The sequence below is a fragment of the Bradyrhizobium arachidis genome, from assembly GCF_024758505.1.
Classification (GTDB): domain Bacteria; phylum Pseudomonadota; class Alphaproteobacteria; order Rhizobiales; family Xanthobacteraceae; genus Bradyrhizobium; species Bradyrhizobium manausense_C.
Window position 1 is genome coordinate 9,394,637 of the sequence record NZ_CP077970.1, and the last position, 13,704, is coordinate 9,408,340.

General features: G+C 62.5%; 12 protein-coding genes. 4 read left to right on the plus strand and 8 right to left on the minus strand.

Annotated features, from left to right (window positions below):
- Window positions 1-8: 8 nt before the first annotated feature.
- Window positions 9-935 carry a LysR family transcriptional regulator gene (locus KUF59_RS43790; protein WP_212462516.1) on the plus strand — a complete coding sequence of 309 codons (927 nt, stop codon included), beginning with the start codon at window positions 9-11 and terminating at the stop codon, window positions 933-935.
- Window positions 936-945: 10 nt separating this feature from the next.
- On the opposite strand, the gene KUF59_RS43795 is transcribed toward KUF59_RS43790, so the two are convergent.
- Window positions 946-1,962 carry a cupin domain-containing protein gene (locus KUF59_RS43795; RefSeq protein ID WP_212462517.1) on the minus strand — a complete coding sequence of 339 codons (1,017 nt, stop codon included), beginning with the start codon at window positions 1,960-1,962 and terminating at the stop codon, window positions 946-948.
- 471 nt (window positions 1,963-2,433) lie between these two features.
- Between KUF59_RS43795 and KUF59_RS43800 the strand changes: the two genes are divergently transcribed.
- On the plus strand, window positions 2,434-2,808 hold the full coding sequence (locus KUF59_RS43800; protein WP_212462518.1) for a hypothetical protein: 375 nt from the start codon (window positions 2,434-2,436) through the stop codon (window positions 2,806-2,808).
- Window positions 2,809-2,903: 95 nt separating this feature from the next.
- On the opposite strand, the gene KUF59_RS43805 is transcribed toward KUF59_RS43800, so the two are convergent.
- From KUF59_RS43805 to KUF59_RS43825, 5 genes are all read right to left on the minus strand, one after another.
- On the minus strand, window positions 2,904-3,932 hold the full coding sequence (locus KUF59_RS43805; protein WP_212462519.1) for an alpha/beta hydrolase: 1,029 nt from the start codon (window positions 3,930-3,932) through the stop codon (window positions 2,904-2,906).
- A gap of 183 nt (window positions 3,933-4,115) precedes the next feature.
- A complete protein-coding gene (locus KUF59_RS43810; protein WP_212462520.1) occupies window positions 4,116-4,535 on the minus strand; it encodes a CBS domain-containing protein in 420 nt (139 codons plus the stop codon).
- Between the two features lie 115 nt (window positions 4,536-4,650).
- Window positions 4,651-5,121: an aminoacyl-tRNA deacylase gene (locus tag KUF59_RS43815; RefSeq protein WP_212462521.1), complete on the minus strand. Its 471-nt coding sequence runs from the start codon at window positions 5,119-5,121 to the stop codon at window positions 4,651-4,653.
- A gap of 304 nt (window positions 5,122-5,425) precedes the next feature.
- Complete coding sequence (locus KUF59_RS43820) at window positions 5,426-5,746, minus strand: hypothetical protein (protein WP_212462522.1); 321 nt, start codon at window positions 5,744-5,746, stop codon at window positions 5,426-5,428.
- 42 nt (window positions 5,747-5,788) lie between these two features.
- Window positions 5,789-10,615: an NAD-glutamate dehydrogenase gene (locus KUF59_RS43825; protein ID WP_212462523.1), complete on the minus strand. Its 4,827-nt coding sequence runs from the start codon at window positions 10,613-10,615 to the stop codon at window positions 5,789-5,791.
- Window positions 10,616-11,649: 1,034 nt separating this feature from the next.
- Between KUF59_RS43825 and KUF59_RS43830 the strand changes: the two genes are divergently transcribed.
- Both KUF59_RS43830 and KUF59_RS43835 read left to right on the plus strand, forming a co-directional pair.
- On the plus strand, window positions 11,650-11,859 hold the full coding sequence (locus KUF59_RS43830; RefSeq protein WP_258768066.1) for a hypothetical protein: 210 nt from the start codon (window positions 11,650-11,652) through the stop codon (window positions 11,857-11,859).
- On the plus strand, window positions 11,856-12,260 hold the full coding sequence (locus tag KUF59_RS43835) for a hypothetical protein (protein ID WP_258768067.1): 405 nt from the start codon (window positions 11,856-11,858) through the stop codon (window positions 12,258-12,260). The genes KUF59_RS43830 and KUF59_RS43835 overlap by 4 nt, the downstream gene beginning before the upstream one ends.
- A 125-nt stretch (window positions 12,261-12,385) precedes the next feature.
- On the opposite strand, the gene KUF59_RS43840 is transcribed toward KUF59_RS43835, so the two are convergent.
- Together KUF59_RS43840 and KUF59_RS43845 are read right to left on the minus strand one after the other, a co-directional pair.
- On the minus strand, window positions 12,386-12,673 hold the full coding sequence (locus KUF59_RS43840) for a hypothetical protein (protein WP_212462525.1): 288 nt from the start codon (window positions 12,671-12,673) through the stop codon (window positions 12,386-12,388).
- Window positions 12,674-12,926: 253 nt separating this feature from the next.
- Entirely contained in the window at window positions 12,927-13,613 is a 687-nt protein-coding gene (locus KUF59_RS43845; protein WP_212462526.1) for a DNA-3-methyladenine glycosylase I, read from the minus strand.
- Between the last annotated feature and the right edge of the window lie 91 nt (window positions 13,614-13,704).

The following is a 13,704-nucleotide window of genomic DNA, read 5'->3' on the forward strand; positions in this document are numbered from 1 at the left end:
AGGAAGGAATGGAGGATTTCCGCCACTTGATGCTGTTCGCGAAGGTCGTGGACTTCGGTGGCATCAGTGCCGCTGCACGCGCGCTGTCGATTCCAAAGGCTACGATCAGTCGAGCTGTCGCCAGTCTGGAATCATCCCTTGGAATTCGGTTGCTTGAGCGGTCCGGCCGCAAGATGCGCCTCACCGAGGCTGGTTCGGTCGTGCATCAGCACTGTCAACGCATCGCAGAGGAAATCGAGGAAGCGCAAGCGGCTGTAAACGAGATCCGGAGCGTGCCACGAGGCCGGCTAAGAGTGGCTGCGCCGTTGACGTTCGGGCGCACCTTGCTGTCGCCATCTCTTTCAGACTTCTTGCGCACGCATCCGGATATCAGAGTCGAGCTGGAGTTGACGAACCGGCAAGTCGATCCGATCGAAGAGAATTTTGATGTCGTCATCCGCCTGGGACCACTTGCCGACTCAACGCTCATCGCGAAGGAGATCGGGACAGTTCATTTCGTTCTTTGCGCGGGTCCCGGTTATCTCTCGTCACATCCCGACATACGCTGCCCGATCGACCTGGAGCAGCACCTGGTCATCGACTTCTTTGGGGGTGCAGATCACCGGCAATGGTCGCTTTCGCGCGGGCAAGAGGTCGCACAAGTCAAGGTCAGGCCGCGCTTGGACGTGAATGACCCCATCGTGCGTCGGGACGCAGCCCTTGCCGACATCGGCATTACTCTCCTGCCGGCGTGGATCGCAAACCGCGAAGTGCAGAAGAATGGGTTGAAATTGATCTTGCCCGATTGGCGAATGACCCCATCGACGCGGATCTATGCGTTGTATCCGAACCGCCGCAGCTTGTCGGCGAAGTCCAGATCGTTCCTGAATTTCCTGGAAGCGCGGATACGGCCGGAGCTCGGCGCGTTGCAAGTCGAGCGCTCCGACGACGCGTGAACCGCAGACGTCAAGCCTGGCTCTTAACCTCGGCGCGCAGGAGACCCAGCTTGGCGAGCATCCCGCGATTGGATACCTCGACGATGTAGGCGGGACCGCCTTGGGCCTGGTGACTGGCCCATTGCCAGTTTGGAATAGTAAAGACGTCGTTCTCAGACCAACTGAACCGTTCTTGGCCAACGGTGCTTTGTCCTTGACCGCTGACGACAAAGCAAACTGTGCTCGCAGTGCTGCGCCGCGCACGCGTCGCCATGTTCGGCGAAAGACGAACGGCATGACAGTCGATTGTCGGCATCACGGGGTCGCCATTGAGCGGATTGACGTAGTGAACCTCCGTACGGCCATCTTCGTCGCCCTGAGCCGCATCGAGCGCAATCTTGGCCTCGCTCCAGGGGTAACGAAGCCTTGGAGAGAATGACGTGTCGGCCGCCAGGATCGACTGAACTATTCCAGATCCAGACCACGCGGCATCAGGGAAAGCAATTGCTTGCTCGACCCGCGGGCTATCCTCAGCGGGATGCTCGAAGAAAACACCATTCCAGCCGATCACAAGCGGGACATCGAGCACATCTATCCACATGATGCGCCTGTCCGTATCGTTCTTGTGACCGTGCCAGCACCACGGCGGCGTCAAGAGCAAGTCACCCGCATGCATCGGGCATTTCAATCCGTTGACCGTCGTGAATCCACCATCATGATTTGTGATCAATCGGATCGCCGCCATCGAATGTCGATGCGGCTCAGCAGTCTCGCCTGGGTTCAGAATCTGAATCGCCGCGTTGAGCGTTCCCGTCGTCGCAAGCTTCCCGCCGAATGCCGGATTGGCCAGGACCAGCACCCTCCGCTCGGCGAGCTCGGTGCTGACTTGATCGGCGGCGATCTCGCCGAAGCGCTTAAGGCTATTCCAAGACCAATAGAAGGGTGGCTCGGTCGGGCGCGGCTCATGACTGAGCGCGGTGCCGGCATGCTCCCATAGCGCCGTCAAGTGGGCACTTTTGAGATCGTCAAGCGTCGACATGTCGTTCATTCTTGTTTCCTCTTGGTTTTGCTTTCAGAAACGCAAGGTGGCTGTTTGATCCGATTGTCGGCTATTTCGTTACCAACTGTTCTCGCTGCATGACCTCAAACAGGCCGCCATCAGCACGTCCTGTGGCGTGTGAACCTAAGTCCGTCCAAGTGGCTAACAAGTCACGCTTTTTGGACGGCCCGTTCCCTGTATGAAACGACCCGGCGCGGGAGCGCTCCCGTCCCGTTGCAGGCCGTCACGAAAGCCATCATTCCTGGCAGTTTGCCTGCGAAAGCGATTGTCGTTCGAGATGAACATGCTGCCTTGGGGCAGGCTCGGCATCGCTACGACTTGCGTCCATCGGGAAGCCCGCAACTCGCTGCCGGGCAAGGACGAAACCCTTTGCCGGCCGGGCGAAGTGAACCGGAAACAAACCAGGCCTAACCTGCTCCAAGCTGCACAGTCCAACCCGATCCAGGGGGAGAGGATCCTATGAAGGCAGCACTATTGGCACTATCGCTTCTTGGCCATCCCGCGATACCGATTTCAGATCGTGTGCCCATCTTCAACGTGGAAGCGCTTTGCAGGGACGTTTCCGCTGACGACAAAGCATCAGGGCTCGCCCTCGCGCAGGACGCCAGCGAATGCATGCGTGACGAGACACTTGCGCAGCAACAGCTAAGTTCGACCTGGCTGACTGTTCCGGGTCCCGCGCGCGAAAGTTGCGAAGGCGAGGCTGCGGCAGGAGGAATAGCAAGCTATGTCGATCTGCTCACCTGTCTGCAGATGGCAGGCTGGGCGAATCCGGCTCCCCCACCGGCGGCCCCGCTCAGGGGAGCGAGCAAGAGGCGGAACACCAAGAACTAGTTGCGCAAGTGCGCCCGCCGGAGCTCGACCCCACCGCGACGATTGAGAGCTGCGCCGGTTCGCCCGGCGTCGCACGGCTCGGTGCAGGCGCCCTCCTACGCGGTCGTACCGTCGATCGAGCGGCGGATCACCCGCTGCACTTCCGCATTCGATAGAAACAGATCGTGGTTGATGATGCCCCAGCCTTCCTGGGAAGCATCGACCACGCGCACGCCGAGCTGTTCGATGGCGGTTTTCTCGGCGGCGCCGACCCTGGTCATTCCACCTGCGATTTGCCCCGACAGTGCCAGTGCGCGATCGTTCGTCGCGGCGATCACGGTGATTTTGCCGGCAAGCGGACCGATGCGGTGGATCGCCGACGAGAACACGTCCATGTCGATATCAGGCGCGGCAAACACGATCGCGCCGATCTTGCTCGTGACCGTGTCGCCGTATCGCGCATAGAGCTGGCGCAGGCTTTCGAGCGTCAGCATGGTTCCCATGCTGTGCGCAACGATGTGCACGCGGCCGCCGCCTGAAGCCGACACCAGCGACGAGAGCACGCGTTCGAAATCGTCGCGGGACCACATCGCGCTGTCGCGGTCATAGGCATAGTCGAACAGTCCAGCCTTGGAGGGCCAGGAGAACACCATGGTCCGGCCGCGGAACTTGATCCCATCGGAGAGATGGGCGGCATCGAGCGCCGCCGTCTCGAATGTCTGCTTGAAGCCATGCACATAGATCAGCGCGTCTCCTCCCCCGCCGGCCTGCGCAAGGAGATCGCCAATTTCGGCCGGCACCGGTTCGACCCGATCGAGGCGCCAATCACCAAGTCCGACCGAGGTGAGAGAAAGACGGCTCTCGTCCGGCGCCACCAGCCTTGCCCGCGCGACCGTCATTTTGGTCGCGCGCTCCGGCCCGAACCAGGGTTTCGTGCGACCGCCGTTCACGGGCTTGCGCGTGGTGGTGACGAGCAATGTGGGATCAACGGAAAGGGACGACGCGTCGAAGCGCGCGCCAGTCGCGCCCAGGCCTGCGCATCCGCCGAGCGCGAGGGCGCCGCCGGCCGACACAAGCCCGCCCAGGAGCGCGCGGCGCGAAAGCGAATGATGGGAGTCGCGTTGCAGAAGACGTTGGACGATCACACGGAACCTTTGGGAACTTTGCCCGCCGTAACACCGCCCCGCCTAGCTCCCTGAACGACAATGGGGGCGAGAAGACGGCGGAGCAGCTTCGTGGTCGGTTGCGTGGTCATGGCGTCCGCGTTCGCCGGCACGCGGGTTCCGCGTGCAATCCGGCGTAGGTCCGGAATCGGGCCGGCGTTGCCATCAATGATGGGCCGACACGCCCTTGACGCATTGGGTCAACAGATCAGTGGTGGCGAATTGGCCGACATCACCCAGGCTGATCATGCCGACCATCCGCTTGCTCTTGTTGATCACAGGCAGCCTGCGGATTTTCAGCGTCTCCATGTGATGCACGGCTTTCGCCAGATCGTCGTCTTCCCGGCAGCAATGGATGCCTTCGGTCATCACGTCCCGCGCCGTCATGCGCGCGGCGTTGAAGTCCTTGCTCGCAAGGCCTTTGCAGACGATGTCGCGATCGGTCACCATCCCGATCAGATGATCGTCTTCGCCGATCGGAATGCAGCCGACGTCGTGCCCTTGCATCAATTTGGCGATCTCGGTGACTGGGGTGTCGGGGCTGACCCAATCGACGCCCTTATGCATCACGTCCTTGACCTTCATGGAGGACCTCCGTTGCGGACGCAGCCCCCGTGACGCGACTATACAACGAACCGGGCGCGACCGCACGCGCGCCGCGACGAAGACGTAGCCGCGATCATCTCGCCGTCATGCCGCGTCAGTCGTGCATGCTGAAGCGTCCATGCGGCGCATTAGCCGTCAGTCGCTCGAACTGCGCATGGGTGAGCTGGAGCAGCGTCTCGTGATCGCCGGCTTCGATATAGACCTCGGGCTGGGCCCGGATGCTGTCATCGACGATGAGATCGAGCCCGTAGCACCGGCCGACGGCCGGAACCGCTCCGTGCGCGCAATCCGCGAACAGCCGGTTGATCTCGGATTCGTTGGCCATGGCGAGATCCTCGCCAAGCCTCTCCTTCAAGTCCGGCAGGTTGAGATGGTGCGATGCCGGCACGACCGCGAGCATATAGCCGCCGTCATGCCGGAGCACGACGGCCTTGGCGAGACGATCGCCCGAGACGTGGCAGGCCTGCGCCGTGCGCGTGGATGACATGGTGAGATCGTGCGGGATCTCGGCATACTGGATCTTCTCGGCATCCAGATAGCGGTGCAGCGTGGGGGCAATGGACATGACGTGGCCTCCGGATGGATATGCGAGCCATCCACCGTGAGGCTGCCCCGCCCCACGATGGGCGGCCGCGTGATTGCCGGGCTTCAGCATAGGCCTTGCGCTCGACTGCCGCAATCAGAGCGTTTTCCAGCGAAGTGGACACCGGTTCGCGTGAAGAAAACACGTCAAAACAAGAATCTGGAGCCCGTTCCGATTCAATCGGAACGGACACGGCTGCGGGTCGGACATTCGACGGGTTCCGGGCGCGCTATTTCCGCTTCGTTTGCCGTCGATCAATTGTGGCCCTTGCTGCGGTTCCCGGAGCTTACGGGATCCTTGCCACAACGTTGGGCCGGTTTTTCTCGAGCCAGGCGACGGCCTCGGGTCCGTCGACAACGCACTCGAAGGTTTCCCAGGTTGGGTCCTCCAGGGATTCCGACTGCAGTCGCTTCGCCGCATATTCGACGAGGTCGTGCAAGCCCTCGTATCCTCGTCGGTGCTCGAGGGACTCTGCAATCGCCGTGCTGGTCCATCCTCGTCGAGCCAGATCGATGATGCTCGGAGCGTCGGCCTCGCTGAACCACGGTGTGGCATCGAACTCGATGCAGCGGACATTGTCGGCGGTATGGCAAGTGGCGTGGATCATTGGATTCCTCCGTTCGCCGGTAACACTTTTCCGGATCATGCTTCAGGCTTTGACGAGGTCTCCCAGCAGGTTCGCCGCCACTGTCAGCTTGGCGAGCGTCAGGCCGCTGGCGGCAATCTCCTCGACCGAGCGGCGGATACGCGTCGCTTCGGGGTGAGCGGCGAGCCAAGTCTCGACGGCCGCTTGGCCGGACTCGCCGGTCGCCAGCATATCCGCAGCCAGTCTTCTTTCGGCGCCAGCGATCTGCTCGACGGCGCGATCGATGGCCATGCGTTCGAAATAATCGTTTGCCGGCACGCTGCGCGCGGCGGCGATGATGCGATCGAGACGGAAGTTCGCCTCGGCGGCGAAGAAGGTCGCGACGGCGTCGCCAATGGGGCGCGTGGTGCGCTCGGCAACCGTCACGATATCGGGCGCCGAGACCAGAGTGTCGAGATCGGCGAGCTCACCGGCGAGGCCGACCGGGACACCGGCCTCGATGAGTTCCTGCCGTCGCTTGCCGCGCGCAGCCTGCAAGTCCGGCGGAAGGGCGGTGTCGAGCCCGGCGACGATCTGGCGGATAGCCGGGCCGAAGCGCGCGACGACGGCCTCCAGTCCGTCCTTGAAATCGACATTGCGCACGTACCAGACCATGCGGGAGAGCAGGAGGTCCTGAATCGCCGCATAGAGGCCGAGCTGCAACTGTCCGTCGATGCGGGTGTCGAGCGCGTCGATCGCGTCATTGAGCCGCCTGAGCTCGTAGATCGCGTCCACCGCCACCTGGGCCATGACGATGGTCGAGATATCGGCGTCGGTCTCGTCGGTCAAGCGTACGATGCAGGCCGGGCCCCCGCGGTTGATCACGGCATTGACGAGACTGGTCGCGATGATCTCGCGTCGGAGGCGATGGAGCTCGACCGCGGTCGGGAATTTGTCGAGAAGCTCGCGCGGAAAATACAGGGAGAGTCTGCGGGCGAGATAAGGATCATCAGGCACGCCGGTTTCGAGCAGGTCACTGTAGAGTGTCAGCTTGGCATAGGCGAGCAACACGGCAAGTTCAGGCCGTGTCAGGGACTGCCCGCGCCTTGTGCGCTCGGTGATCGCGGCGTCGTCGGGCAGGAATTCGACCGTGCGGCTGAGCAGACCGCGCTGCTCGAGCGACTGCATCAGGCGGGTGAGGAAGCCGGTCTCGGCCACGCCCTTGCGCTCGGCGAGCGAGAGCGCCAGCGTCTGCAGATAGTTGTTGCGCAGCACCAGCGTGCCGACCTCGTCGGTCATCGCGGCAAGCAGGCTGTTGCGGTCGGCGGGGCTGAGATGTCCCTCGCGCTCGGGGCGCGCCAGCGCGATCTTGATGTTGACCTCGACGTCGGACGTGTTCACGCCGGCCGAATTGTCGATGGCGTCGGTGTTGAGCTTGACGCCCTTCTGCGCTGCTTCAATGCGGCCACGTTGGGTGACGCCGAGGTTGGCCCCTTCGCCGATCACCCGGGCGCGCACGTCGCCGCCTGCGATGCGGATCGGATCGTTGGCGCGGTCTCCGACCTGATCGTCGCTCTCCGCCGACCCGCGAATATAGGTGCCGATGCCGCCAAACCACAGCAAGTCCGCGCGCGCTTTCAGGATCGCCGTCATCACCTCGAACGGCGTCGCCTGCGGCTTGTCGAGATCGAGCAGGGTGCGCACTTCCGGAGCGAGCGGGATCGCCTTGAGCTGGCGCGAGAACACGCCGCCGCCTTGCGAGATCAGCGACTTGTCGTAGTCCTGCCAGCTCGACCGCGGCAGGTCGAACAGACGCTTGCGCTCATTGAAGCTGATCGCCGGATCGGGCGAGGGATCGATGAAGATGTCGCGATGATCGAAAGCCGCAACAAGCCTCGTCGCCCGCGAGAGCAGCATGCCGTTGCCGAAGACGTCGCCGGACATGTCGCCGACGCCGGCAACAGTGAACGGCATGGTCTGAATGTCGGTGCCGAGCTCGCGGAAGTGGCGCTTGACCGCCTCCCAGGCGCCGCGCGCGGTGATCCCCATCTTCTTGTGATCGTAGCCCTGGCTGCCGCCGGATGCGAAGGCATCGCCGAGCCAATGGTTCTTCTCGGCCGAGATCGCGTTGGCGACGTCGGAGAAGGTGGCGGTGCCCTTGTCGGCGGCCACGACGAGATAGGGGTCGTCGCCGTCATGCCGCACGGTCAGGTCGGGCGGCACGACGATGTCGCCGCCGAGATTGTCGGTGAGTTCGAGCAGCGAACGAACGAAGATGCGATAGGCTTCTGTGCCCTCCGCGAGCCACGCCTCGCGATCGGAGGGCGGCGGCAGGCGCTTGGGTACGAAGCCGCCTTTGGCCCCGACCGGCACGATCACGGCGTTCTTGACCTGCTGTGCTTTCACGAGACCCAGGATCTCGGTGCGGAAATCCTGCGGCCGGTCGGACCAGCGCAGGCCGCCGCGCGCGACCTTGCCGAAGCGCAGGTGAATACCTTCGACACGAGGTGAATAGACGAAGATCTCGTAGAGAGGTCGAGGAGCGGGCAAATCGTCGATCCGGCGCGCCTCGAACTTGAAGGAGATCACCGGACGCGGATGTCCATCCTCGCCGATCTGCCACAGATTGGTGCGAATGGTTGCCTGCACCAGATTGGTGAAGCGGCGCAGGATGCGGTCTTCATCGAGCGAGGCGACGGATTTGAGCTGCTCCTCGATCTCGGCAAGGAGAGTTGTCTCGCGCGCCGAACGCTCGCGATCGGTAAGGACGAGGCGCGGATCGCGGCGGGCCTGAAACAGCGCGACGAGGTTGGCTGTGATCGCGGCGTTCTTGCGCAAGGTCTCCCACATGTAATCCTGGGTGAACGGAGCGCGGATCTGGTGCAAATAGCGGGATAGCGCCCGGATGGTCGAGATTTCCCGCCAGCCCAGCGCGGTGCGCAGGATCAAGGCGTTGTATCCGTCGGATTCGGCGCGATCGGTGACCACAGCCATGATCGAGGCTTCCAGGCGATGGCTGAAATCCGGGCTGATCTCGATCGGCTGGCCGTCGCTGGTCTCGATCGTCATGTCGTGCAGCCAGACCGGCACCGGCCTGTTGCCGGGCACGATCTGATAGGTGCGTTCGTTGACTACGCGCAGGCCGTGATTTTCGATCACCGGCACCCGGTAGGACAGCGACAGCGGTGCCGCGTCCGAGAAAACCTTCAGGCCGAAGCGCCTGGGATTGCCCTCGTCTCCGAAGCGGTGAACCGAAATCGTCACCGGGCGCGCTGGAGTGAGCTTCTCGATGGTCGCGATATCGGCGATCGCCTGTTCTGCCGTGAATACCTCGGTATAGCCGCCGCTAAAGGCCTGGGCATAGCGATTGGCGAGCATGCGTGCCCGCATGCCATCGGTCGACGCCGTGAGCGCGGCCTTCAGCTTGTCGGCCCAGGTTGCGGCAATGGCGATGATTCCGGCTTCGAGCGCGGTGTGCTCGACGAGGGGAGTTTTGCCTTCATAGCGCCCGATGATGTAGTGGACGCGCGCAAGCGCCCCTTCAGGGAATGATACATAGGAGGCCGACAGGGTCCCCTTGTAGGCCTGCGCCAGGAAGGCGCCGACGCGCGTGCGGACGTCGGTGTCGTATTTGTCGCGCGGAATGAAGGTGAGGATGGAGACGAAGCGATCGAACTTGTCCACCCGCGCCAGCGCCCGGACGCGGGGGCGCTCGTAGAGGATCAGGACCTCTATGACGAAACTGTTCAAAGTGTCGACGTCGATCTGGAACAGTTCGTCACGCGGATATTCCTCGAGAATATGCATGAGCGCTTTGCCGGAATGGCCGCTCGGGTCGAAGCCCGCGCGCTGCAGCACCCCCGAAACCTTGTGGCGGACATAGGGGATCTGTCGTACCGAGCGGGTATAGGCGCCCGAGGTGAAAAGGCCGACGACGCGGAGTTCGCCCTCGAGCCGACCGTCGGGCGTATAGAGCTTGATGCCCACATAATCCATCCGGATGCGGCGATGGACGCGGCTGGAGACATTGGCCTTGATGACGATCAGCAGCGTCGGCTCGCGCATGAACTCGCGAATTTCCGTCGTCATCACCACCATTTCGCTGCCGCGGCGCAGCACCTTCACGTCGGGATCGCGCAAAATACCGAGGCCTTCGCCGGTTGTAATGTCGTCGGACGCATCGTTGTCGGACGAGAAGCGATATTCACGTACGCCGAGGAAGGTGAAGTTGTCCGCGCATAGCCATTGCAGAAACTGGTTTGCTTCGGCGACCTCGTCGATCGGCAGCGGCGGCGGATTGGAAGAGAAGGTCTTGATCGCTTCCTCGACGCGGTCGCGCATGGCGCGCCAGTCGGTGACGCAGGCGCGGACGTCATTCAACGTCCTGGTGAGGCCGTCGATCAGCTTCTGACGATCGGCATCGGCGTCCAGGCGAGTGATGTGGAGATGAATCAGGCTCTCGCGCGTGCCCCTTGCTCCCTCCGGCAGTGCTTCACCGTAGAAGCGCAGCAGCTTGCCCTGGTCATCGCGCTCCACGGCGATGATCGGGTGAGCGACAAGGGTGACTTCGATGCCCTGCTCGACGAGCTCCGCCATGGTGGAGTCGAACAGGAAAGGCATGTTGTCGTTGAGAATTTCGAGCACGGAAATTTCGCGCCCGTTCGGCAGCGTCGGATTGACGACGCGGATATCGGCGCTGCCGGTCGTGCGCCGCTGCACGTGTTCCCAGGCTTGCTCCGCCAGGAGGGCAAGCGAGGCTGCATCGTAACTGGCGAGGTCCTCGACATTGGTGTAGCCGAACAGAGGCTCGGCAAAGGCCCGGGGGCTCTTGCCCGGTTGCACGTTGCCCGCTGCGTCGCGGATCAGGGTTGCCCGGGCCTTGTCGTCACGCCACGCCATAGTATCCTCCATTTGCCGCGCCGTCCGACCGCAGCCGCGATCATCAGCTTGATACTGGAGTGCTTCCTCTTCGAGCGCCGCGATCGCGTGCTACGCGAAATCCTCGGTCTCGAAGCGTCGACGGCTTCCGGCGACAATACTACTATCCCGGAGCGAAAGGCGCACGCTGTCGTGAGGCGTGCTGAAATCCCCGGCGACAGCGGGTGAGGCCGAACTCGGCACCGACCGCCACCCCGTTAGGGCAGAAAAAATCACAAGCAATCTCAATCGTGTATGGGGTTGCAGTTTTATTCTGACTGGTCCGACGTGAATGAGTAGGTAGTCACCCTACGACGCATTCCGGTGAAACCTCAGCTGAGCTGCACCGAGAGTCGTGGTTTCGTCGTTTGGGAGCCACACCCCATCCCTGGGAGGGATGCGCCGTGTTGCGCGCCCCGCAAGCAGGGGAGATCATGATGCTCGCAAAACCTGCCGGCACCGTCGCAGCTCTTGCAACCATCGTTGCGATGAATTGGACCGAAAACGCGCATGCGGAAATATTGATCACGACGGCCAACATATCGCGGGGCGAGTTGGTCATCGTGGGACGGGTCAGGCGGCCCCGCGAATCCACCGTGGAGATCAAGATCAGCCCGAGCAAGACAGTGAGGGTCGAAGGCACTTCGACCGGAGGGTTTCGGTGGATTGGACCCGACTTTCCTTCCACCTGCATCGTGAAGATCACGTCGGGACCGGATACGAGAGATGTGGTGATCCAGAACTGCGGTCTCCCCGGACCTCCTGGCCCGCCGGGTCCTCCAGGACCGCCCGGACCTGCAGGCCCAGCCGGGCCGCCCGGGCCCAAAGGGAGTTAGAGGGAAGTTAGAGGACAACCGCCACAACTATCTTGAACCGGAGCGTCCGGACTTTTGGCCGGACGACTGGCCGTAAGGAGGAGCGTTGTCAGGATCGAACGTGAATGAAACGCATGCGCTCGTTGAGATGCCGATCAGGATGACCCACGCCGCAGCAATCAGCAATTTCATCCGCCGAACCTCAAACTATCAATGGACCATTTTCTGAAAAAACCCAGACCTTTGACGTCGCAGGTCGAGGCAGGGTTCAAACCAGTGCGCGCCACTCCTTTTCAACAACTTGCTGAAGCTCCCGCCAACTTCGTGCTTGCTAGAGCACGTCTGCTGCGCCTCGATTACGGAACCGAAGCGGTCCTGCCCGATCCGGAGCCATGGACGAACTGCATGGGGAGCGCGGATTGAGCGCCAGAACGACGTTTATAGCCGCGATCCTCAGCCTTGCGCTTGGCAGTCTGCCGGTCAATGGCGTCATCGCCGAGACCCACAACATCTCGGTCCAGTCCGGCCAAAGAAAGCAGGTTGCCAGCTACGCAGCGTGGAAGCGCGACTGCACTCCGGACAGCGGCATCGTCAAAGCCGTCTCGAAGCCGCAGCACGGCAAGCTGTTTCCCGGCAATACGGTCGCAGCGATCAAACGAAATCGATTTCGCTCGTCCGATCCATGCATCGGCACGCCGATGAAGAAATTCACGATCGACTACCAATCGGCTGCCGGATATCGCGGGACGGATACGTTCACCGTGGAGGCAACCTTCGGGAAGCGGGCGCCGGAGATCGACGTCTATCTGATCAACGTTTACTGAACCGTCGAGGGTCAGGCGTGCGCGCGTGTCGGGTGCGTCATCAGCCGGCCGAGGCAATCGATCATCCGCCATTCCGGCTTCCGACCTTGCCCCGGCCCTCAGGCTTCACGTGAGCCCTTCGTTGCTCAATGCATGCTCTGCTCGAACACGACGGTCACGCCGGTCGGCTCGGGGTCGTGCGGCTTCAGCTTGGTCAGCTCCGCATCGCTCCAATCGGCGAGGCTGATGACCTCGCCGGTCTGGCCGTCGGGCGAGTCGGAGGGCTCCAGAATTTCGAGTCCGCGCTCGTCGATGAAGAACGTGTGATCTCCGAACATATTGTTCAGTTGAGGCACCGCCGGATGATCCTCGGGAAGCACCTGAGCGTCCAATTGCCTCATGGTCTGTTTCACCTGCGCAGCATCCAGCTTCATGACTGGCTCCATTGCTTGTCGGGTTTGGTGGCGTTGACCGCAGCGGGCTTCATTCGTGCGACAGCATTCGTTCCTGTGCGGGTGCCCACCCGGCTTGGAGTCCGAACCGATCCCGCGCGCAAATGTTCCTCACTGGACGCAGGCTTGATCGTTTCCGCTGCGTTTGCCACGCTGCCGGCACGGGATCGCCGCGCTATGCACACGATCGGGACGATCCGCTGCAGAACCCGTGGGCTCATCAGGAACCGTCGGACTATTCGCTCCGATTCTCCCCGACCGACAGCGCGCAGATGCGCGAGATGTGGGCGTAGGGCAGACCGCTCTCCTTGGCCCAGGCGTTGAACTGCGCCTGCACTTTTGCGAGATCGCCCTTCGATTTCACCTCTTCGGCGATATCGAGGCCGGCGTCGCGCAGGCAGACGACGACGTCCTTGGAGGTGACAAAACCATCCCAGCCGACGAAGCGCAGCAGCATCTGGCCGGTGTTGCCCCCGAGCCGGCTGCCGCGCTTGTTGAGGAGATCGAGCAGGCCGATCTCGTCGGAGGACGGCCACGTCGCCAGAAATTTTGCGAAGCTGCCGTGCTCTTTGGCGATCGCCTGCACGAAGGCGGCATTCTCGCGCACCGACATGATCTTTGCGCCGTTGCGTACGATGCGCGCGTCGCGCATCAGGCCCTCCCAATAGTCCTCCGGCTGAAAACTCAGCTTGGCGGGCTGGAAATGCAAGAATGCTTCCTCGAAGCCGGGCCATTTGTTCTCGATCACGCTCCAGGCGAAGCCCGCGCAGAACACCCGTTTGGTCATCTCCGCGAGGATGCGGTCGTCGGGCAGTTTGGCGAGGCGCTTGAGGTCCGGCTTGGCCGGCAGGAGCTTCTCCAGCTCCTTGGCGCCGCCCTTGCGCTTCTCGGCCCTGGCGCGAATGGTTTTGAAGGAAGTCATGCAATCACCGGCTTTAGGCACGCCACGACACCAGACTTCGCGAAAGAGGTCCAGCCTCCCGGCTGGCATGCACCGCGGCAGGATTTTCGGG